The sequence below is a fragment of the Dactylosporangium sp. CA-092794 genome (assembly GCF_050948465.1).
Classification (GTDB): Bacteria; Actinomycetota; Actinomycetes; order Mycobacteriales; family Micromonosporaceae; genus Dactylosporangium.
Window position 1 is genome coordinate 10,735,285 of sequence record NZ_CP192044.1, and the last position, 20,297, is coordinate 10,755,581.

General features: G+C 71.2%; 16 protein-coding genes. 8 read left to right on the forward strand and 8 right to left on the reverse strand.

The genetic code is table 11. The features are described from left to right. Positions 1-5: 5 nt before the first annotated feature. The 4 genes from ACQPXD_RS46300 to ACQPXD_RS46315 form a co-directional block, all read right to left on the reverse strand. On the reverse strand, positions 6-1,982 hold the full coding sequence (locus ACQPXD_RS46300) for an ArnT family glycosyltransferase (RefSeq protein ID WP_432829834.1): 1,977 nt from the start codon (positions 1,980-1,982) through the stop codon (positions 6-8). Positions 1,983-2,691: 709 nt separating this feature from the next. Next, a complete protein-coding gene (locus ACQPXD_RS46305) occupies positions 2,692-3,543 on the reverse strand; it encodes a carbohydrate ABC transporter permease (RefSeq protein ID WP_432829836.1) in 852 nt (283 codons plus the stop codon). Next, positions 3,540-4,415, reverse strand: coding sequence for a carbohydrate ABC transporter permease (locus tag ACQPXD_RS46310; protein ID WP_432829838.1), 876 nt, complete (start codon positions 4,413-4,415; stop codon positions 3,540-3,542). Before ACQPXD_RS46310 ends, ACQPXD_RS46305 begins: the two co-directional genes overlap by 4 nt. Then, positions 4,412-5,692 (reverse strand): ABC transporter substrate-binding protein, encoded by a 1,281-nt coding sequence (locus ACQPXD_RS46315; RefSeq protein ID WP_432829840.1) that lies wholly within the window; start codon positions 5,690-5,692, stop codon positions 4,412-4,414. Before ACQPXD_RS46315 ends, ACQPXD_RS46310 begins: the two co-directional genes overlap by 4 nt. Before the next feature lie 390 nt (positions 5,693-6,082). Between ACQPXD_RS46315 and ACQPXD_RS46320 the strand changes: the two genes are divergently transcribed. The 3 genes from ACQPXD_RS46320 to galK are packed head-to-tail and all read left to right on the forward strand — an operon-like array spanning position 6,083 to position 9,072. Then, complete coding sequence (locus ACQPXD_RS46320; protein WP_259859061.1) at positions 6,083-6,862, forward strand: DeoR/GlpR family DNA-binding transcription regulator; 780 nt, start codon at positions 6,083-6,085, stop codon at positions 6,860-6,862. Positions 6,863-6,874: 12 nt separating this feature from the next. Beyond that, positions 6,875-7,951, forward strand: coding sequence for a galactose-1-phosphate uridylyltransferase (gene galT / locus ACQPXD_RS46325; protein ID WP_432829843.1), 1,077 nt, complete (start codon positions 6,875-6,877; stop codon positions 7,949-7,951). Then, positions 7,948-9,072 (forward strand): galactokinase, encoded by a 1,125-nt coding sequence (gene galK / locus ACQPXD_RS46330; protein WP_432829845.1) that lies wholly within the window; start codon positions 7,948-7,950, stop codon positions 9,070-9,072. The genes galT and galK overlap by 4 nt, the downstream gene beginning before the upstream one ends. Here the strand turns inward: galK and ACQPXD_RS46335 are convergent. Next, a complete protein-coding gene (locus ACQPXD_RS46335) occupies positions 9,062-11,179 on the reverse strand; it encodes an NPCBM/NEW2 domain-containing protein (protein WP_432829847.1) in 2,118 nt (705 codons plus the stop codon). The genes galK and ACQPXD_RS46335 overlap by 11 nt on opposite strands. A gap of 256 nt (positions 11,180-11,435) precedes the next feature. Here ACQPXD_RS46335 and ACQPXD_RS46340 point away from each other — a divergent pair, with 256 nt between their 5' ends. The 5 genes from ACQPXD_RS46340 to ACQPXD_RS46360 all read left to right on the forward strand — a co-directional run bounded on the left by ACQPXD_RS46340 (position 11,436) and on the right by ACQPXD_RS46360 (position 17,557). Further along, the gene (locus ACQPXD_RS46340; protein ID WP_432829849.1) at positions 11,436-12,524 is read left to right on the forward strand and encodes an ABC transporter substrate-binding protein; all 1,089 of its coding nucleotides are present in this window, start codon (positions 11,436-11,438) and stop codon (positions 12,522-12,524) included. Between the two features lie 67 nt (positions 12,525-12,591). Then, entirely contained in the window at positions 12,592-14,112 is a 1,521-nt protein-coding gene (locus ACQPXD_RS46345) for a sugar ABC transporter ATP-binding protein (RefSeq protein WP_432829851.1), read from the forward strand. Continuing rightward, positions 14,109-15,083, forward strand: coding sequence for an ABC transporter permease (locus ACQPXD_RS46350; RefSeq protein ID WP_432829853.1), 975 nt, complete (start codon positions 14,109-14,111; stop codon positions 15,081-15,083). The genes ACQPXD_RS46345 and ACQPXD_RS46350 overlap by 4 nt, the downstream gene beginning before the upstream one ends. Then, on the forward strand, positions 15,080-16,096 hold the full coding sequence (locus tag ACQPXD_RS46355; RefSeq protein ID WP_432829855.1) for an ABC transporter permease: 1,017 nt from the start codon (positions 15,080-15,082) through the stop codon (positions 16,094-16,096). The genes ACQPXD_RS46350 and ACQPXD_RS46355 overlap by 4 nt, the downstream gene beginning before the upstream one ends. A gap of 114 nt (positions 16,097-16,210) precedes the next feature. Next, on the forward strand, positions 16,211-17,557 hold the full coding sequence (locus tag ACQPXD_RS46360; RefSeq protein ID WP_432829857.1) for a nitric oxide synthase oxygenase: 1,347 nt from the start codon (positions 16,211-16,213) through the stop codon (positions 17,555-17,557). Here the strand turns inward: ACQPXD_RS46360 and ACQPXD_RS46365 are convergent. The 3 genes from ACQPXD_RS46365 to ddaH are packed head-to-tail and all read right to left on the reverse strand — an operon-like array spanning position 17,547 to position 20,195. Next, positions 17,547-18,176 (reverse strand): SAM-dependent methyltransferase, encoded by a 630-nt coding sequence (locus tag ACQPXD_RS46365; RefSeq protein ID WP_432829859.1) that lies wholly within the window; start codon positions 18,174-18,176, stop codon positions 17,547-17,549. The genes ACQPXD_RS46360 and ACQPXD_RS46365 overlap by 11 nt on opposite strands. Positions 18,177-18,180: 4 nt before the next feature. Then, positions 18,181-19,395 (reverse strand): ornithine--oxo-acid transaminase, encoded by a 1,215-nt coding sequence (gene rocD / locus ACQPXD_RS46370; RefSeq protein ID WP_432829861.1) that lies wholly within the window; start codon positions 19,393-19,395, stop codon positions 18,181-18,183. Further along, on the reverse strand, positions 19,392-20,195 hold the full coding sequence (gene ddaH, locus ACQPXD_RS46375; RefSeq protein WP_432829863.1) for a dimethylargininase: 804 nt from the start codon (positions 20,193-20,195) through the stop codon (positions 19,392-19,394). Before ddaH ends, rocD begins: the two co-directional genes overlap by 4 nt. Positions 20,196-20,297 lie beyond the last annotated feature (102 nt).

Here is a 20,297-nt window from a genome sequence, read left to right on the forward strand (position 1 = left end):
CTGCCTCACCCGCATCGGAAGAGCGTTTCGAAGTCCGGAACCGTGGCGCAGGTGGAACGCACCCAGTCGGCGATGGCGGTCGTCGTGCCGCCGGCGCGCTCCCGGCCGAAGCCTCCACCGCCGGCCGGGGACAGCATGAAGTAGTGCAGTTCGCCCCGCGCGACCAGCGCCTGCGCGGCGGCGAGGGTGGGCTGCGGCACGTCGCCGCTGAAGCCGCCCATCGGCAGGTACGGCCGGCCGGTCGCCATGATGTACGGGCCGGCGGTGTTCCACGAGGTCATCGCGGCCAGGTACCGGGCGCCGCCGCGGTGCGCGACCAGGTAGTCGTCGAGCCGGCGCTCCTCGGCGGTGAGCGTGCCGGTCATCTCCCCGAACGGTCCGCCGCCGCCCGGACCGCCGAGGCGCTCCGCCACCGGCATCGGCGCGCCACCGCCCGGGAAGCCCGGGAAGCCCGGACCGGCCCCACCGCCCGGCGCACGGCCTGCCGCCGGCCCGAAGCCGCCGGCGAAATCCTCGCGCGACGCCGGGCCGGCGGAGGCGTCGAAGGCGCTGCCGCCGTAGCGGGCGTCGAGCACCGACGCGGCCCAGGCGCTCGGTACCGCCACCATCGCCGCGACCGCGAGCGCCATCGCGGTGCCGAGCGCGGCCCGGCGGGGCGAGGGTCCCCGTGGTACCGCGGCGGCCACAAGCACCGGCAGGGCCACCACCGCGGCGGCCACGGCCACCCACGGCAGCCAGGGCAGGAAGTCGCCGAAGCCGCGGCTGAGGTACACCGTCCAGGCCAGCTCGGCCACGACGAGCGCCGGCAGCAGCCACGGCGCGGTCCGGTCCCGCAGGCCGCGCCAGCCCTGCACCACCGCGGCCGCCGACAGCGCGGCGAGCGGCGGCGCGAGCGACGCCATGTATGCGGTGTGCGGGATCATGATCGCGCTGAACACGCCCGCGACCGTGACCAGCCACAGCCCCCAGAACAGGTAGTTGGCCCGCCCGGGATCGGTGCGCGGCGCGCGGCCCCGGGCGACCAGCCCGAAGACCAGGCCGAGCAGCGCCAGCGGGTAGAGCCAGCCGATCTGGGAGCCGTACCGCGAGCCGATGAGCTTCGTGATGCCCTCGCCGCCACCGCCCGGCCCACCGCGCTGGGGCTGGCCGCCACCCGTGAACATCGACTCGACCGCGCCGGGGACGTGCAGGCCGAAGCGGTCGAAGCCGTTGTACCCGAACACCATGGCGATCGCGCTGTTGTTCGTGCTGCCGTCGATGTACGGCCGGTACGCGGCCGGGGTGACCGCGTAGAGCGCGATCCAGGACACCGACACGGCGAGCGTCACCGCCCCCGCGGCGCCGAGGTGCCCCAGCCGGCGCCGCACCGGCCCGGGCGCCGCGACCAGGTACGTCACCGCCATCGCCGGCAGCACCATCCAGGCCTGCATCATCTTGGCCTGGAAGCCCACGCCGATCCACACGCCGGCGAACACCAGCGAGCGCAGCCGCCCTTCCAGCACCGCGCGCTGGAAGGCGTCGGCGGCGAGGACCAGGCACATGGTGAGCAGCCCGTCCTCCATGGGATGGCCGAACATCGAGGCGACCACCGGGGTGAGCCCGAACAGTCCGGCCGCCAGCAGCCCGGCGGCCGGCCCGGCGAAGCGGCGGCCGATGCGGTACATCACGAGCACCGCGACGACGCCCTCGATCACCTGCGGCAGCGTCAGCGACCAGGCGTGGTAGCCGAAGATCCGGGCGGAGATCGCCTGCGGCGCGAACGAGCCGGCCAGCTTGTCGATCGTGATCGTGGCGCCGGGGTCCAGCGCGCCGTAGAAGAACGCCTTCCAGCTCACCGACATGCTCTTGGCCGCGACCGAGTAGAAGGTGGCGAAGCCGCTGTCGCGGATCCGCCAGCCGTAGAGCACCGCCGCTACGCCGGCCACCGCCAGCAGGGCCGGCCGGGCCCAGGCCGGCTGCCCCTCGGGCGAGCGCCAGAACACGAACCGTCCAGGGACACGAAAAGCGCGCACAACATCCACTCCACGACATTTGCCCGATTAGTGCCGAGGCGCAGTGTTCCCAATTGACCTCATACCGACCTCCCACAGGCCTCAACAAACCCTGAGAGTCGCTGTTCCGTTAAGTCGGGCGCTCCGCGCCACGACTTAACGGATTTTTCGCCTGACGGGGCATATATCCGTTTCGGCGACCATAAGTCTCCGCGATCATGCGACTCCGGCCGGCGGCGCACCGGGTTTCTCATGATCGCGGAGACATACGGTACCTATGTGTACATAATTCTTCCGTGATCACGAAAAACTCGTGGTGCACAGGGCCGTTGAGCATGATCGCGGAGAGTTCTGGTCGCGACGCCCGGCGCGCGCTGGGATCAGGCCGTCGCGCGTGACTGGACGGCCGGAACGGGCCGTGGCCACCGACGTCCGCGGCGCTCGCGCAGGTCGACGAGCCCGCGGCGCCGGCGTGCGCGGCGGTCGGGGGCATGCCGGCGTGGCGGCATGACCGAGGTCACCCAGGCCGCCGGCAGCACTCACGACGGCGACGGCCCGCTCGGCGTGGCCGCCGCCGGCGTCGACTGGCACGACGGACCTGGCGGCGCTGGATCGGACATAAGGCCCGTCGGGCGAAAAATCCGTTAAGTCGTGGCGCGGAGCGCCCGACTTAACGGAAAAACGGCAGGTGGGAGGGAGGTCAGCCCTTGGCGGCGCCCAGGGTCAGGCCCGCTACGAACTGACGTTGCAGGGCGAAGAAGACGATCAACGTGGGGAGGGCGACCAGGAGGGAGCCGGCGGCCAGGAGGTTGTAGTCGGTGAAGAACTGGCCGCGGAGGTTGTTCAGGGCGCTGGTCACCGGGAGCTTGTCGCCCGTCGAGATCAGGACCAGGGCGTAGAGGAAGTCGTTGTAGATCCAGGTGAACAGCAGCGTCGCCAGGGCGGCCAGGGCCGGGCGGCACAGGGGCAGCGTCACCTTCCAGTACTGCAGCCACACGCCCGCGCCGTCGACGACGGCGGCCTCGGTGATCTCCTGGGGCAAGGTTCGCATGAAGTTGGACAGGACGAAGACGCAGAAGCCGACCTGGAAGGCCACGTGAATCGCGATCAGGCCGGCGTAGGAGTCGTAGAGGGTGCCCGACTCCGAGACGAAGGCGGGTACCGGGATCTGCTTGTACATCTCGTACAGCGGCGTCACCAGCACCTGCGGGGGCAGCAGGTTGCCGGCGGTGAACACGATCAGCAAGGGCAGCGCGAAGCGGATGCGCAGCCGGGCGATGCAGAAAGCCACGAACGAGGCCAGGAACAGCGTCAGCACCACTCCGGGCACGGCCACGATCAGCGAGTTGGTGAAGTACTTCGGCAGCTCCGCGGTGTCCCACACCTGCGCGTAGTAGTGCAGCGTGAGCTTGTCGGGCCAGGAGAAGTACCCCTTGCGGGAAGTCTCCTCGTAGGGGCGCAGCGAGGCGTACAAGGCCAGGGCGAGCGGCGCCAGCCAGCCCAGCGAGACGAGGATCAGGAAGGCGTTGAGAACGTAGCGCGCCGGCCTCACTGTTCCTCCCGCAGGATGCGCACCAGGTACGTGACGATGAAGCCGAGCGAGATGAGCAGCAGGATGACGGCGATCGCCGAGCCGAAGCCGATCCGGCTGGCCTCGCCGATGATGTTGTCGGTCACGAGCACGGACAGCAGCTCCAGGCCGTTGCGGCCGCGGTTGATGGCGTAGACGATGTCGAACGCGCGCAGGCCCTCGATGACGGTGATGACCAGGACGATGATGTTGACCGGGCGCAGCGTGGGGAAGGTGACCCGGAAGAACGTCTGGGCCTCGTTGGCGCCGTCCAGGGCCGCGGACTCCTTGAGCGAGGGGTCGACCGCCTTGAGGCCGGCCAGGTAGAGGATCATGACGTAGCCGACGTGCCGCCAGCCGACGGCGACCAGGACGGCCCAGATGTTGATCGACGGGTCGCCGAGGAAGTCGATCGGATTCGACGTGCGGCCCAGGATGTTGTTCAGGGCGCCGTAGTCGCGCGAGTAGACCAGCTGCGCGATGAACCCGACGATCGCCAGGGACAGCACGACCGGCATGTACAGCGCGCTCTGGTAGAAGCGGCCCAGGCGCAGCCGCTTGTCCAGCAGTACCGCGAAGAACAAACCTAACGGCGTGGCGACGAAACCCAGGAACGCCAGCCACAGCAGGTTGTGGCGCATCGCCGGCCAGAACGGCGGGTAGACGTTGACGATCGTGTCGTAGTTGCGGCCGCCGACCCAGACCGGGTCGGTGACGCCGTTCCAGGACGTGAAGGACAGCCCGACCGAGGCAATCGTGGGACCCCAGATGAGCCCGAGGTCCAGCACGATCGCCACGCCGAGCACGACCGCGATGACGGCGCGGTCGCCGATACCGAAACGGCGGATCTTCACGGCGTGAAGATGGTCTTCTTCTGGGCCTCGATGTTCTTCAGCAGGCCGTCGACGTCGTCGGGCTTGTTGATGAACGTCTGCAGGGCGGGGATCATCACCTGGGAGGCGAAGTCGGGGCGGGTGTCGCGGTCGAGGAACTGCGAGATGTGCTTGGCGCTGCTGACCAGCTGAGCGGACTTCTTCTGCAGCGCGTTGTAGCCGCTGGTGTCGGCGGTCTTGTTGGCGGCGATGTTGGTCGGGTTGGTCTTGAGGTAGGCCAGCTCGGCGGGGCCGGTGGACAGGTACTTGAGCAGGTCCTTCGCCCCGGCGGCATTCTTGGGCTTGGCGGCGAGCATGAAGCCGTCGATCGGCGCCTCGACGGAGTCCTGGCCGAACTCGGAGTTGATCTCCGGGAAGGCGAAGAAGTCGAGGTCGGCGAGGTCGGCACCGGTGAACTGCTCGCCGACGAAGGTGCCGCCGACGTACATGCCGGTCTGCTTGTTCAGCAGCGACTGGGCCGCCTCCTGCCAGGTGCGGCCGTTGGCGCCCGGCTGGTGGTAGGGCAGCAGCCCGCGCCAGGTGTCGAAGACCGTCTTGAGCTTGGCGTCGGTCCACGACTGCTTGCCGGCCATCAGGTCGACGTGGAACTGGTAGCCGTTGATGCGCATGTTGAGGTAGTCGAAGGTGCCCATCGCCGGCCAGCCGTCCTTGTCGGCGAAGGCGACCGGCACCAGGCCGTCCTTCTTCATCTGCTCGCACAGGGCCTTGAACTCGTCCAGCGTCTTGGGCTCGGCGTAGCCCTTGGACTGGAAGACGCTCTTGCGGTAGAAGACGCCCCACGGATAGTTGTAGAACGGCAGGAAGTACTGCTTGCCGTCCGGCCCCGTCGAGGCCGCCTTGAGCGCGTCGGAGAAGTTGGACACGACGTCCTGCCACAGGTCGGACAGGTCGCCGGCCAGGCCCTGCTGGGCGAAGAACTGCATCCGGTAGCCGGCGAACCAGCAGAACACGTCGTCCGGATTGCCCTGCAGGTATCGGTTGATGTTCTCCTGGAACGAGTTGTGGTCAACGGTGTTGATCTTGACGGTTTTGCCCGCATCGGTGCCGGGATACCCCTGCAGCACCGCGGCCATCGCGCTCTTCGGCACATTGTCGGAGTAGTTGGACCCGAAGGTGACGTCCGTGGTGGTGCTCCCACCGCCCCCGGAGTCGCCGCACGCCGCCAGCAACGACGACGCCGCGACCCCTCCGAAACCGGCGAGCGCACCGCCCAGCACGGTACGACGGGAGAAGTTCATCGCTTCCTCCTCAGCAAGCCACAGAACCAAACGAGAACCTCCAGTAGGGCGACGGTCCCCGGATAAACGGACATTGTCAATGGATCTCGGGCCCTGATCGGCCGCGATTTGTGGGCATCGATGCAGTTTGTCCGGAAACTTTATTGACACATGTCGGTAACAGCGGGCAGTGGAGGGGCCGGAGTGCCCGGCAGTTGACTGTTCGAGTTTGTTGACTTCTGGTCGTCTAGGTTCGAAGCTGTACGCCATGCGAGCGGCCGAAGACTTCGACCGGACCGACGGGGCGCAGCGGCGTGCGGGAGACGTAACGTCTGCGTTGGAACCCGTTGTGGGTTCGGCCACTTGCGCAGCCGTGAACACCCCAGCTGCGCCTGCGAAGGGAACGGCGTGATGCTCGCACAGCAACGTCAGGCGGCCATCCTCGATCTGGTCCGCCGGCACGGCGGCGTGCGCGTGAGCCAGCTGGTGCGCCAGTTCGGCGTCTCCGACATGACCATCCGGCGCGACCTCGAGGCGCTCGCGGACCGGGGGCTGGTCGACAAGGTGCACGGCGGCGCGACCATCGCGGGGCCCGGCTCGACCGAGGAGCCCGGCTTCGACGCCAAGTCGGTGCGCCAGCGCAACGAGAAGGCGGCCATCGCCGAGCGGGCGGCGAAGCTGATCGAGCCGCACACCGCGGTCGCGCTGTCGGCCGGCACCACCACGGCGGCGCTCGCCGCGCACCTGGTCGACGTGCCCGGGCTGACCATCGTCACCAACTCGATCCCGGTCGCCGACACGCTCTACCACGCCGGACGGCCGGACCAGACGGTCGTGCTGACGGGCGGGATCCGCACGCCCTCGGACGCCCTCGCCGGGCCGGTGGCCGAGGCGGCGATCGGCTCGCTCAACGTCGACGTGCTGTTCCTCGGCGTCCACGGCATGAGCCCGCGCACCGGCTTCACCACGCCCAACCTCATGGAGGCGGGCACGAACCGGCTGCTGGTCGCCGCCGCGCGCCGGCTGGTCGTGCTCGCCGACCACACCAAGTGGGAGATGGTCGGCATCGCCACCATCACGCCGCTGGACGAGGCGGACATCCTCATCACCGACGTCGGGCTGGCCGCGGAGGCGCGCGTGCAGCTCGCCGAGCGCGTCGGCGAGCTCATCGTCGTCGATCCGAACGGCTAACCTGGAGAACGAGTGAAGCGCACGGTCACCCACCTCGCCGACGGCCGCGAACTCATCTACTTCGACGAGCGCGACGACGCGTCCCGGGACGCGGTCGACCAGCGGGACCTTCCCGCACCGCCGCCCGCGTCGGAGATGCGGCACGACCCGATCCTCGACGAGTGGGTGGCGATCGCCGCGCACCGGCAGTCGCGCACCTTCCTGCCGCCGACGGACCAGTGCCCGCTGTGCCCGTCGACGCCGGAGTGGCAGAGCGAGATCCCCGCCGCCGAGTACGACGTGGCCGTCTTCGAGAACCGCTTCCCCTCGTTCAGCCACCGGGTCGGCCCGGCCCAGGGCGACATCCTGCCCGGCCTGGTGCCCACCCGCCCGGGCGCCGGGCGCTGCGAGGTCGTCTGCTTCACCTCCGACCACCAGGCCTCGTTCGCCTCGCTGTCGCCGCAGCGGGTGCGCACCGTGCTGGAGGCGTGGGCCGACCGGACCGCCGACCTGTCCACCCGTGACGACGTCGAGCAGGTGTTCTGCTTCGAGAACCGGGGCCAGGAGATCGGCGTCACGCTGACCCACCCGCACGGGCAGATCTACGCGTACCCTTTCGTCACCCCGCGAACCCGGCGCATGCTGCAGTCCGCCCGGGAGCACCGCGGCCCCGGCAACCTCTTCGCCGACGTGCTGGCCGCCGAGCGGGCCGACGGCACCCGGATCGTGGCGGAGAACGCCTGCTGGACCGCGTTCGTGCCGGCCACCGCGCGCTGGCCGTTCGAGATCCACCTGTACCCCAACCGCCAGGTCCCGGACATCCCGGCGCTCAACGCCGCCGAGCGCGACACGTTCGGCCCGCTCTACCTGGAGGTCCTGCGCCGCCTGGACGGGATGTTCGGGCTGGCCATGCCCTACATCGCGGCCTGGCACCAGGCACCGGTCCGGGTCGCCCGCGACCTGGCCTACCTGCACCTGCAGCTGTTCAGCACCCGGCGGGCGCCGGGCAAGCTCAAGTACCTCGCCGGCTCGGAGTCGGGCATGGGCGTGTTCGTCAACGACGTGCGGCCCGAGCAGGCCGCCTCGATGCTGCGGGAGGTGAGCCTGTGAGCACCGCCGAGCACCGGCTGCCGGACGGGCCCTACGACGCGGTCTGGGCGAGCCCCGGCCGGGTCAACCTGATCGGCGAGCACACCGACTACAACGACGGCTACGTGCTGCCCTTCGCGCTGCCGCACAGCACGATCGTGGGGGCCCGCCGGCTCGAGCGTCCCGAGTGGACGGTGACGTCGGAGCAGATGGGCGAGACGGTCACGTTCGGCCCCGGCGAGAAGGTGACCGGCTGGGCCGCCTACGTGGCCGGGGTCGTGTGGGTGCTCGGCGAGGCCGGCCACGACGTGCCGGGCGCGGCCCTGACGATCGCCTCCGACGTGCCGTTCGGCGCCGGGCTGTCCAGCTCCGCGGCGCTGGAGTGCGCGGCGATGGCGGCCCTGCTCGACCTCGCCGGCGACGACGTGCCGCTGCCGTTGCGGCCGCGGCTGGCGCAGCGGGCGGAGAACGAGTACGTCGGCGCCCCGACCGGGATCATGGACCAGTCCGCGTCGACGCTGTGCCGCGCGGGCCACGCGCTGTTCCTGGACTGCCGGTCGCTGGCCACCGAGCAGGTGCCCTTCGACCTGTCCGCCCAGGGGCTGGCCGTGCTCGTCATCGACAGCAAGGCGCCGCACGCGCACGTCAGCGGCGAGTACGCGGCCCGCCGGCGCAACTGCGAGGAGGCGGCCAAGATCCTCGATGTGCCGGCGCTGCGCGACGTGGAGCCGGACGGGCTGGAGGCGGCCCTCGCCCGGCTGGACGACCCGGTGATGCGCCGGCGGGTCCGGCACGTCGTCACCGAGGACCAGCGGGTGCTCGACACGGTGACGGCGCTGCGGGCCGGTGACGCCCGCGCGATCGGGCCGCTGATGACCGCCTCGCACGCCTCGATGCGCGACGACTACGAGATCACCGTGCCGCAGGTCGACACGGCGGTGTCGGCGGCCCTGGCGGCCGGGGCGTACGGCGCCCGGATGACCGGCGGCGGGTTCGGCGGGTGCGTGCTGGCCCTGGTCGACGCCGACCGCTGCGCGGCGGCGGAGGCGGCGGTGCGGGAGGCGTTCGCCGCGAGCGGCTTCACGCCTCCCGACGCCTTTGTCGTGACTCCGGCGGAGGGAACCCGGATGGTCAGCAGATAAGCCGCGCGTCGGCCCAGTCGGCATGGTCGTAGTCGATGCTGCCGGCGCCGCCCACAACCAGGTGCAGGTCGCTGCGCCCGGCCACGCTCACGTCCACGGCCACCGGGGCGCCGGCCGTGACGGTCGGGCTGGTGTAGAGCGTGACGCCGTCGGCGACGACGCTGAACGTCACGCCGGTCGACTGCGTGCCGACCTCGGCGTCCAGCCCGGCCACGGCGGTGAACCGGCTGCACGCGCCGGCGAGCGGCACGGCGACGTCGCTCGCCGCGTGGGCGCCGACGCCCTTGGGGTAGAACACCCCGCCGGCGGTGAGCACGCTGCCGTCCGCGGCCGGCTGCTCCCCGTTGGACATGTCGCGCTCGGCCGGGCCCCAGCCGTTGCTCACCGCGCCCCAGGTCCGGTCGCTCACCGCCGAACCGGCGCCGGCGGTGCCGCAGACCAGGGTCGGCGCGCCCCAGTCGGCGTGGTCGAAGTCGATGCCGTTGGTGCGCGCGTCGGTGACCCGCAGCTCGAGGTCGAGGTAGCCGCCGGTCGACGCGGTGATCCGGGTCGGCGCCTGCCCGCCGGTCTTGACGCCGGTGTAGGCCAGCAGCCTGCCGTCGCCGTAGACGGCGAAGCGCACCGAGCCGTTGGCGCCCACCTCGTTGTCGACGCCGACCTGCGCGGTGAAGGTCCGGCAGGCCCGGCCGAGGTAGACGTGCACGGCGGAGTCGGCGTGCACCCCGATGCCCTTGGCGAACGTGGTACCGCCGACGTTGAGCGTGGTGCCGTCGCCGGTCCCCTGCTCGCCGTTGGAGCGGTCCTTCTCCACCGGGCCCCAGCCGTTGCTGGTCGCCGTCCAGGCCAGGTCGCTGACCTGCGGTGTGCCGGCGGCGGGCGGCGCGCCCAGGCTCCCCGCGCGGGTCACCCGGAACATGGCCACCCCGTGGGCCGGGACGGAGGCGCTCAGCGCGCCCGTGGTCGTGCCGGTCGCGCCCGTCCACAGGTTCTTGGTGGTGTACGAGCTCGAGCCGGCCAGCCCGAGCGCCGCGGCGGTCGTGGACACCGTGGCGGTACCCCCGCCGCGGTTGAACAGCACGACGGCGACCGACCCGTCGCTCATCGGCTTGGCCCACACCTCCTGGTCGCCCGAGTCGGCGATGCGCCGGCCCTGGGAGCCGCCCCAGTCGCGGTTGACCGCGATCACGTCGGCGTTGCGCAGGATGCTCAGCGTGCCGGCGCTCACCGAGCGCAGATCGTTGCCGAGCAGCAGCGGCGCGGAGAGCAGCGCCCAGAGCGAGAAGTGGGCGACGTTCTCGTCCTGGGTCAGCGAGCCGTTGCCGACCTCGAGCATGTCGGGGTCGTTGTAGTAACCCTTGCGGGCGAACGGCTCGAGCCCGGCCTGCTGGTCCAGGATCGACGTGATGCTCCCCCAGCTGGCCTCGATGTCGCCGGTGCTACGCCAGGAGCTGCCGCCCACGTTCGGGCCGAACACCCAGGGCTCGTCGAAGCCCCAGTTGCACAGGCTGTAGACGATCTGGCGCCCGGTGGCCTTGAGCGCGTCGCCCATCGCCTTGTAGCGGTCGTAGGCGGGCCGGCCCTGGTTGTTGCAGTTGTCGTACTTGAGCAGGTCGACGCCCCAGGAGGCCCAGGTCTGCGCGTCGGTGGTCTCGTGGTCGAGGCTGGCGGGCAGCCCCTGGCAGGTGGCGGTGCCCGCCGAGGAGTAGATGCCGAGCTTGAGGCCGCGGGCGTGCACGTAGGTGGCGATCGCGGCGATGCCGCCCGGGAAGCGGACCGGGTCGGGCTGCAGGCGGCCCTGGGCGTCGCGGGTGGGCGCCATCCAGCAGTCGTCGATGTCGACGTAGGTGTAGCCGGAGTCGCGCAGGCCGGTGCTGACCATGGCGTCGGCGGTCGCCTTGATCAGATTTTCGTCGATGTTGCAGCCGAACCGGTTCCAGCTGTTCCAGCCCATGACCGGGGCGGTGAGCGGGCCCGGCTGCGGCGTGGCGGCGGCCGCGGCGGGCGAGGCGGGGGGTACAACGATCAGGATGGATGCGGCCACGGCCGCGCCGAGCGAGACGGCGGCGGCGAGCAGGGCGCGCGGGAGCGCGCCGGGAGGTCGGGTCATCCCAGCTCCTAGATGGGTTTAGATCGAACCTGTTGAATATTGTTGTACGCCGCTCCCCAGGACCGCACAAGCTCGCGCATGGATGTCGGTACGGCATCGCCCAGGTCTCGACCGTGTGACAGTTGGTGTTTGGTTTTGGGCGGGTCGGTGGAAAGTCTTGACAGAAAAAGTTGGAGGATGAGTGAATGCGATACACCTCGATGGAGGTGCCCGCACAGACACCCCAGTCCCACCCCTCGCACAAGGGAGTGACCCAATGATCACCACGCGTGGCCGCTGGCGGCCCGCTCTGGCCGTGCTCAGCGCCGCGGCCCTGCTGATGTCGGCCTGCGCGAAGTCCGAGGACGACAACGCCGGTTCGTCCTCGACGGCGAACGCGTCCGCCGCCGCGCAGGCCACGAAGTCCGCCGACGCCGGCGGCGCGTCCTGCACCCTCCAGCAGTACGGTGGTACCAAGATCGACCTGAAGACGGCCACGATCGGCTTCTCGCAGTCGGAGAAGGAAGCCAACCCGTTCCGCATCGCCGAGACCCAGTCCATCAAGGACGAGGCGGCGAAGCTGGGCATCCCCGCCGATCACCTCAAGACCACCAACGCCGACTCGAAGTTCGACAAGCAGATCACCGACGTCAGCACCCTGATCGACCAGGGCGTGCAGCTGCTCATCGTCGCCCCGCTCAACTCCGACGGCTGGGACTCGGTGTTCGCCAAGGCGTCGGCCAAGAAGATCCCGATCATCACCATTGACCGGAAGATCAACGCGAAGAGCTGCACCGACTACCTGACCTTCATCGGGTCGGACTTCGCCGAGCAGGGCAAGCGGGCCGCCGACAAGATGGCCAAGGCGCTGAACAACACCGGCACCGTGGCGATCCTGCTGGGCGCGCCGGGCAACAACGTGACCACGCTGCGCACGAGCGGCTTCAAGGACGAGATCGCGAAGGTCGCGCCCGGCATCAAGATCGTGTTCGAGCAGACCGGCCAGTTCTCCCGCGAGGAGGGCCAGAAGACCGCCGAGCAGCTGCTGCAGGCCAACCCGAGCATCAACGGCATCTACGCCGAGAACGACGAGATGGCCCTCGGCGCGGTCACCGCGCTCAAGGGCGCCAGCAAGAAGGCCGGCGACGTCAAGATCGTGACCGTCGACGGCACCAAGGGTGCCGTGCAGGGCATCGTCGACGGCTGGATCTACGCGGTGATCGAGTCCAACCCGCGCTTCGGCCCGCTCTCCTTCTCCACCGCACAGAAGTTCTTCGACGGTGGGTCGATCCCGGAGAACATCATCATCTCCGACCGCGAGTACGACTCCACCAACGCGCAGTCGGACCTGGGCCTCGCGTACTGAACCCTTTACAGCGACAGGCCCAGGCCGGACACTCCCGGCCTGGGCCTTCATCGCGGAAAGAGGCAACATGTCCGACTCGTTGCTCGAGGTCGCCGGGGTCAGCAAACAGTTCCCGGGCGTGCGGGCGCTCGACGACGTCTCGTTCACGCTGCGCGCGGGCGAAGTACACGCGCTCGTCGGCGAGAACGGCGCCGGCAAGTCCACCCTGATCAAGGTCATCACCGGCGTCTACCGGCCCGACGCGGGCGAGGTGCGCTTCCTGGGCGCGCCGGTGAGCTTCGGCGGCCCGCTCGACGCGCAGGCGGCCGGGATCTCCACCATCTACCAGGAGGTCAACCTCGTCCCGCTGATGAGCGTGGCGCGCAACCTGTTCCTGGGCCGCGAGCCGCGCACCCGGATCGGCCTGGTCGACGTCGCCCGGATGAACCGCGAGGCGGCCGAGATCCTGGCGGGCTACGGCATCACGTCGGACGTGCGCCGCCCGCTGGGCCTGATGCCGCTCGGCGCGCAGCAGATGGTGGCGCTGGCCCGGGCGGTGATGGTCGACGCCAAGGTCGTGGTGATGGACGAGCCGACCTCCTCGCTGGAGCCGCGCGAGGTGGAGACCCTCTTCGGGGTCATCCACCGGCTGCACGAGCGCGGCGTCGGCATCGTCTACGTGAGCCACCGCCTCGACGAGCTGTACCGCATCTGCGACAGCGTCACGATCCTGCGCGACGGCCGGCTGGTGCACGCCGGTCGCCTGGCCGACCTGGACCGGGTCGAGCTGGTCTCGCACATGCTCGGCCGGCCGGTGTCGGCGGGGCAATCAGGGCACTCGTTCACCAGCTTCGCCGGCGAGCACGAGGCGGCCGGCGGCACCCCGATCCTGCGGGCCACCGGCCTCACCAGCCGGCACCGGCTCACCGGCGTGAGCTTCGAGGTGCAGCCCGGCGAGGTGGTCGGGCTCGGCGGCCTGCTCGGCGCCGGGCGCAGCGAGACCATCAAGGCGGTGGCCGGCGCCCTGCCGCTGGACGGCGGCAGCGTCGAGGTCGACGGCCGGGTGCTGCGCCGCCCCACGCCGGTCAGCGCGCTGCGGGCGGGCATCGCGGTGCAGCCCGAGGACCGCAAGGCCGAGGGCATCGCGCTGGGACTGTCGGTGCGGGAGAACATCGCCCTGGCGATGCTGCCCCGGCTGTCCACCGCCGGCGTGGTGTCGGAGCGGCGCATCGACGAGATCGTCGAGAAGTTCATGACCCGGCTGCGGATCAAGGCGTCCGGGCCCAACCAGCGCGTCGGCGACCTCTCCGGCGGCAACCAGCAGAAGGTGCTGCTGGCCCGGCTGCTGGCCACGGGGCCGAAGGTGCTGCTGCTGGACGAGCCGACCCGGGGCATTGACGTGGGGGCGAAGGCCGAAGTGCAGGCCCTCATCGACGAGCTGGCCGCCGAGGGCCTCGGGGTGGTGCTGGTGTCCTCCGACGCCGAGGAGCTCATCGAGGGTTCCGATCGTGTGGTGGTACTGCGGGATGGCGCCGTCGTGGGCATGCTGCGCGGCGACGAGGTCACGACGGAGCATCTGATGAACGTGATCGCCGTGGCGGCGTCATGAGTGAAGCGACGACCCAGCCCCGGGCGGCCGCCCCGGCCGCGGCGGCCCGCTGGCGGCAGCTGCTGCCGGCCTACGGCGTCTACGTGGCGCTGCTGGTGCTGGTGCTGTTCAACATCGTCTACACCGACAACTTCCTCGAGTGGTCCAACCTGCGCATCCAGCTGGTCCAGGTCACCCCCGTGGTGATCGTGGCACTGGGCATGGCGCTGGTGATCGGCACCGAGGGCATCGACCTCTCGGTCGGCTCGGTGATGGCCCTCGGCGCGGCGATCATCCCGCTGTACCTGGGCTACGGCACCGTGCCGGCGATCCTGCTCGCCCTCGTCGGCGGCCTGGTGATCGGGCTGGTCAACGGCGGCCTGGTGGCGTTCGTCGGGCTGCAGCCGATCGTGGCCACGCTGGCCATGCTGGTCGCCGGGCGGGGCATCGCGCTGGTGCTCTCCAGCGGCCGCTACAAGGACATCCACGACAAGACCTTCCTGGCCATCGGCACCGACCAGGCGCTGGGCGTGCCGTACACGGTCTGGATCGCCGCCGTGCTCGCCCTCGTCATCGGGTTCGTGGTGCGCCGGACCGTCTTCGGCCGGCGGCTGCTGGCCATCGGCGACAACCGGCCCGCCGCCGTGCTGGCCGGCGTGCCGGTCCGCCGGGTCCTGGTGACCGTCTACATCATCAGCGCCGTGCTCGCCTCGATCGCCGGCATCATCCAGGTCTCCCGGATCGGCTCCGCCGACGCCTCCCGGATCGGGCTGCTCATCGAGCTGTCCGCGATCACCGCCGTGGTCGTCGGGGGCACGCCGCTGACCGGCGGCCGGGTCCGCGTGCTCGGCACCGTCGCCGGCGCGCTGCTGATGCAGCTGCTCACCGCCACCATGATCGCCAACAACCTGCGGGACTCGACCGCGCAGATGGTCCAGGCCGTGATCATCCTGGTCGCCGTCTACGCGGCCCGGGAACGGAGGACCCGATGAGCCAGACCGTGGCAACGCCCCCGGCGCATGTGGAGCGGTCGGAGTCCTCGGCGCAGCGGACCGAACGGATCATCGAGCTGGTCCAGCGGCAGGGTGCGCTCGCCGTGCTCGCGCTGGTGATCATCGTCGGAGTGGTGTCGTTCGACACCTTCCGCACCTGGGGCAATGCCGGCACGGTGCTCATCTCGGCCGCGCCGCCGGCGCTGATCGCACTGGGCATGACGTTCGTGATCATCAGCGGGGGCATCGACCTGTCGGTCGGCTCGCTGTACGTGCTCGGCGGGGTCCTCTCGGCGTGGGCGTCGCAATACGGCACCTGGGCCGCGTTCGCCCTGCCGCTGCTCGTGTGCGGGGTGTTCGGCCTCGCGCAGGGCCTGATCATCGCCTACGCCCGGCTGGCGCCGTTCATCGTCACGCTGGCCGGCCTGCTCGGGGCCCGCGGCCTGATGCTGGCCCTGTCCGACGAGGGCGGGACGACGTACCTGGTCAAGACCGCCAGCTTCAAGCACTTCGGCACGGGCGAGCTGTTCGGCATCGGCTACCCGGTCTACCTGGTGCTGGTGCTGTTCGCGGCCGGGATGCTGCTGCTGTACCGCAGCCGCTTCGGCCAGTCCGTCTACGCCATCGGCGGCAGCGAGGACGCGGCCCGGCTGATGGGCGTGCGGATCCGCAGCACGCAGGTGCGGGTGTACGTGCTCTCCGGCATGCTGGCCGGGCTGGCCGGCGCGATCAACGCGGCCCGCCTCGGCTCCGGCGTCACGGTGCTGGGCACCGGCATGGAGCTCGACGCGATCGCCGCGGTCGTCATCGGCGGCACGCTGCTGACCGGCGGCGCCGGCACGCTCGGCGGCACCATCGCCGGCGTGCTGCTGCTGCAGGTGATCCAGAACCTGATCAACCAGATCGGCACGGTCACCTCGAACTGGCAGACGGTCATCAGCGGGGCGTTCATCGCGGTCGTCGTGGTCGCCCAGACGTACCTCGCCCGGCTGCGCAGGGTCTCGTCGGGCTGACCGTCTGCAACTTGCACAGTGCGGTGTCACCCGCACACGGTGTGCGATCTCGCCGCCCCTCCCACCGACACCATGGGGACCTTGCCCCACCGGAGCCGTTGGGAGGTAGGCGGTGTGAGTGTGCCCGGATACCGCAACACGCCAGGGCCGCAGTGGGATCCCCATGCGGCCGTGGACCCCGCCGAGGCCGAGGAGTTCCTCGATCTCTTCCACCACGAACAGCAGCAGCGCGGCGACGGCCGCGAACGATTAGCCCGGGTGCGCGACGAGATCGCCGCGACCGGTACGTATGTGCACACCTACGCCGAGCTGGTCTTCGGCGCCCGGGTGGCGTGGCGCAACGCCAGCCGCTGCATCGGCCGGCTGTACTGGCGCAGCCTGGTCGTGCGCGACCTGCGCAAGGTGGTCGCGCCCGACGCGATGTTCGAGGAGCTGGTCCGCCACCTGCGCCTGTCCGGCCAGCGCGAGCGCAGCGTGATCCGCCCGGTGATCTCGATCTTCGCGCCGCACCTGCCCGGCCGCCCGGCCCCGCGGCTGTGGAACGAGCAGCTGATCCGCTACGCCGGGCACCGCCACCCGGACGGCACGGTGGTCGGCGACCCGCGGTACGTCGCGTTCACCGAGACGCTGCAGCAGTACGGCTGGCGTGGCAAGCCCGACAACCCGTTCGACGTGCTGCCGCTGGCCATCGAGTCGCCGGACGGCACGGTGCGCCTCTACGAACTGCCCGAGGACGCGGTCTGGGAGGTGCCGATCGTCCACCCGGAGCTGCGCTGGTTCGCCGAACTCGGCCTGCGCTGGCACGCGATCCCGGCGATCTCCAACATGCGCCTGACGATCGGCGGGGTGGACTACCCGCTCGCCCCGTTCAACGGCTGGTATTTGGGGACCGAGATCGGCGCCCGCAACCTCGCCGACCCGGACCGCTACAACCTGCTGCCGCTGGTCGCCGCGCGGATGGGCCTGGATACCGCCACGGAGCGCTCGCTGTGGAAGGACCAGGCGCTGGTCGAGCTGAACCGGGCGGTGCTCTACTCCTTCGACCAGGCCGGCGCCCGGATCAGCGACCATCACACCGAGTCGGAGCGCTTCCTGGCCCACGTGGCCAGCGAGGAGCGGGCCGGGCGCACCGCCCCGGCCGACTGGTCGTGGATCGTGCCGCCGCTGAGCGGGGCGACGACCGGCGTGTTCCACCGGTACTACACCGAGGCCGACCAGCGCCCGAACTTCTACCTGGACCCGGACGCCCGCGAGCTGGGCCACCGCGGCCGCTCCCCGATCGCCCCCGCCGCCGCCCGCTGCCCCGTCGCCCACGCCGAGCCCCCACCATCACAGCCACAGTCACCACAGCCGCAGCCGCGGACGGTGGCCATTCCGCCGGTGCGCCCGCCGGCACCCTTGCCGCCCGCGATCCCGGAGCAGCGCACGAGCGGCTGGCTGACCCGGCTGCTCAAGCGATGAACGCGAAGATCCGGCCGGCCGCGGGCAGCGGCCTCGGCCGGCCGTCGAACCGGTGCACGCCGACGCTGAAGGGGCTGTCGCCGGGCGCGTGGAAGGCCCGCTCGGCGAAGCCGGCCGCGGCCAGCCACGCCCGCAGCGCCGGGGTCACGTCCCGGCCGGCGCGGCCGCGGGTCCAGATCACCGTGGCGCCCTCGGCGCACAGGGCCGGCAGCGCGGCGATCGTCGCGCGGGCGTCGTCGTCGGTGATGTTGCCCAGGACGCCGGCCAGGAGTACCAGATCGGCGGGAACGGCACCCGCGTAGGACGCCAGGTCGCCGGCGTCCGCGCACGCCACCTCCACGCCGGCCAGCCCGGCCGCGGCGGCGCGGGCGGCCGCGGCGATGCCCGGATCGAACTCGATCAGCCGGGCGCGGACCCGGCCGGCGTCGGCCCGCCGCTCGAGCACGCCGAGCAGGTCGCGGCCCTCGCCGGCGCACGCGCTGACCACGCGCAGCAGCGGCTCCGGGCGCTCGTCCAGCCAGTCGTCGAGGCAGGCCTGGACGCGCCGGAGCCGCCGGGCCAGGTCCGAGGTGTCGTCGTCGTAGGCCGCGTGCCACGCGACCCAGTCCCGAGCCGTCACCCGGTCAATGCTTGAGCACCTCGGCCAGGGCGTCAACGGCGACGTCGATGTCGGCCCGGGTGACGAACAGCGGCGGGGCCAGGCGCAGCGTCGAGCCGTGGGTGTCCTTGGCCAGCACGCCGCGGGTCATCAGGCGCTCGCACGCCTCGCGGCCGGTCATCAGAGCGGGGTCGATGTCGATGCCGGCCCACAGGCCGCGGCCGCGGACCGCGGTCAGGCCGTGACCGACCAGCGCGCCGAGGCGGCGGTGCAGGTGCTCGCCGGCCTCGCGGGCGCTGCGCTGCGGCTCGCCGGTCTCCAGCAGGGCGATGACCGCGCGGGCCACGGCGCAGGCCAGCGGATTGCCGCCGAAGGTGGAGCCGTGCTCGCCGGGGCGCAGCACGCCGAGGACGTCACGGTTCGCCGCGACCGCGGAGACCGGGACGATGCCGCCGCCGAGGGCCTTGCCCAGCACGTACATGTCGGGCACGACGCCCTCGTCGTCGCAGGCGAAGGTGGTGCCGGTGCGGCCGAGGCCGGACTGGATCTCGTCGGCGACGAACAGCACGCCGCGCTCGGTGCACAGCCGGCGCACGCCGGGCAGGTAGCCGCGGGGCGGGACGAGCACGCCGGCCTCGCCCTGGATCGGCTCCAGCAGTACCGCCACCGTGGTTTCGTCGATCGCGGCGGCGAGCGCGTCGAGGTCGCCGTAGGGCACGATCCGGAAGCCGGGGGTGTAGGGGCCGTAGTCGGCGCGGGCCTCCGGGTCGGTGGAGAAGCTGACGATCGTCGTGGTGCGGCCGTGGAAGTTGTGCTCGGCCACGACGATCGTGGCCCGGCCGTCCGGGACGCCCTTGACGCGGTACCCCCACTTGCGCGACACCTTGATCGCGGTCTCCACCGCCTCGGCGCCGCTGTTCATCGGCAGGATCAGGTCCTTGCCGGTCAGCCTGGCCAGGTCGGCGCAGAACGGGCCGAACTGGTCGTGCAGGAACGCGCGGCTGGTCAGCGTGACCCGGTCGAGTTGCTCGCGCGCGGCGGCGATCAGGGCCGGGTGGCGGTGGCCGAAGTTGAGCGCCGAGTAGCCGGCCAGGCAGTCGAGATACCGCCGGCCGTCGACGTCGGTGACCCAGGCGCCCTCCGCCTCGGCGATGACGACCGGCAGCGGGTGGTAGTTGTGGGCGGTGTGGCGCTCCGCCTCCTCGACGGCCGGGCCCGTGCGGTTTGCGACGCTGGTCATGAACGGACCTCCAAGGTGCAGCACTTCGGACCGCCGCCGGCCTTGTGCAACTCGGACACGTCGACCGGCACCGGCTGGAACCCCTTCGACGCTAGCCGCCGGGCCAGGCCGGTGGCGGCGGACGGCAGGACCACCCGGTGGCCGTCGCTGACGGCGTTGAGGCCCAGCGCGGCGGCGTCCTCGGCGGTGGCGAGCACGGCGTCCGGATACAGCCGGCGCAGCACCTCCTGGCTGCCCGGGGAGAAGGCCCCCGGGTAGTAGGCGACGTTGCCGAGCGTGCCGGTGTGCGTCAGGACGGTCAGCGCGGTGTCGAGGTGGTAGTACCGCGGATCGACCAATTGCAGCGTGATCACCGGACGGCCGAAGAGCTCCTGCGCCTCGGCGTGCGCGGCGTGCTCGGTGCGCAGCCCGGTGCCGGCGAGCAGGACCTCGCCGGCGAGCAGCAGGTCGCCCTCGCCCTCGTTGACCGCCTTCGCGGGATGCACCTCGAAGCCGTTGCGGGCGAACCACGCAAGATACGCCGGGCCCTCGTCGGCGCGCTCCGGGTGGCGGAACTGCGCGCCGTAGACCCGCCCGTCGATGACCGTGGCGCCGTTGGCGGCGAAGACCATGTCGGGCAGGCCCGGCACCGGGTCGATGAGGTCGACGGTGTGGCCCAGGGAGCGGTACAGCTCGTGGAGCGCCGTCCACTGCGCCACGGCCCGCTCGGTGTCGACCGGCGCGGCCGGGTCCATCCACGGGTTGATCGCGTAGTCCACCGCGAAGTACGTCGGGCGGCACATGAGGTAGCGACGGCTCATCCTCCCAAACTAGGGTCCCTTTGAACGGCGAACCATTGCGATTCGGTGCTTCTTGGCGCGTGTTTCTTGTCTTGTACGGCGAATGGGCGGCGATCCGTTGCG

Coding starts and splice junctions, on each gene's coding strand:
- ddaH (WP_432829863.1), bottom strand. CDS start 20,195: ATGAGCCGTCGCTACCTCATGTGCCGCCCGACGTACTTCGCGGTGGAC.
- ACQPXD_RS46355 (WP_432829855.1), top strand. CDS start 15,080: ATGAGCCAGACCGTGGCAACGCCCCCGGCGCATGTGGAGCGGTCGGAG.
- ACQPXD_RS46350 (WP_432829853.1), top strand. CDS start 14,109: ATGAGTGAAGCGACGACCCAGCCCCGGGCGGCCGCCCCGGCCGCGGCG.
- ACQPXD_RS46320 (WP_259859061.1), top strand. CDS start 6,083: ATGCTCGCACAGCAACGTCAGGCGGCCATCCTCGATCTGGTCCGCCGG.
- ACQPXD_RS46315 (WP_432829840.1), bottom strand. CDS start 5,692: ATGAACTTCTCCCGTCGTACCGTGCTGGGCGGTGCGCTCGCCGGTTTC.
- ACQPXD_RS46335 (WP_432829847.1), bottom strand. CDS start 11,179: ATGACCCGACCTCCCGGCGCGCTCCCGCGCGCCCTGCTCGCCGCCGCC.
- ACQPXD_RS46345 (WP_432829851.1), top strand. CDS start 12,592: ATGTCCGACTCGTTGCTCGAGGTCGCCGGGGTCAGCAAACAGTTCCCG.
- ACQPXD_RS46340 (WP_432829849.1), top strand. CDS start 11,436: ATGATCACCACGCGTGGCCGCTGGCGGCCCGCTCTGGCCGTGCTCAGC.
- rocD (WP_432829861.1), bottom strand. CDS start 19,395: ATGACCAGCGTCGCAAACCGCACGGGCCCGGCCGTCGAGGAGGCGGAG.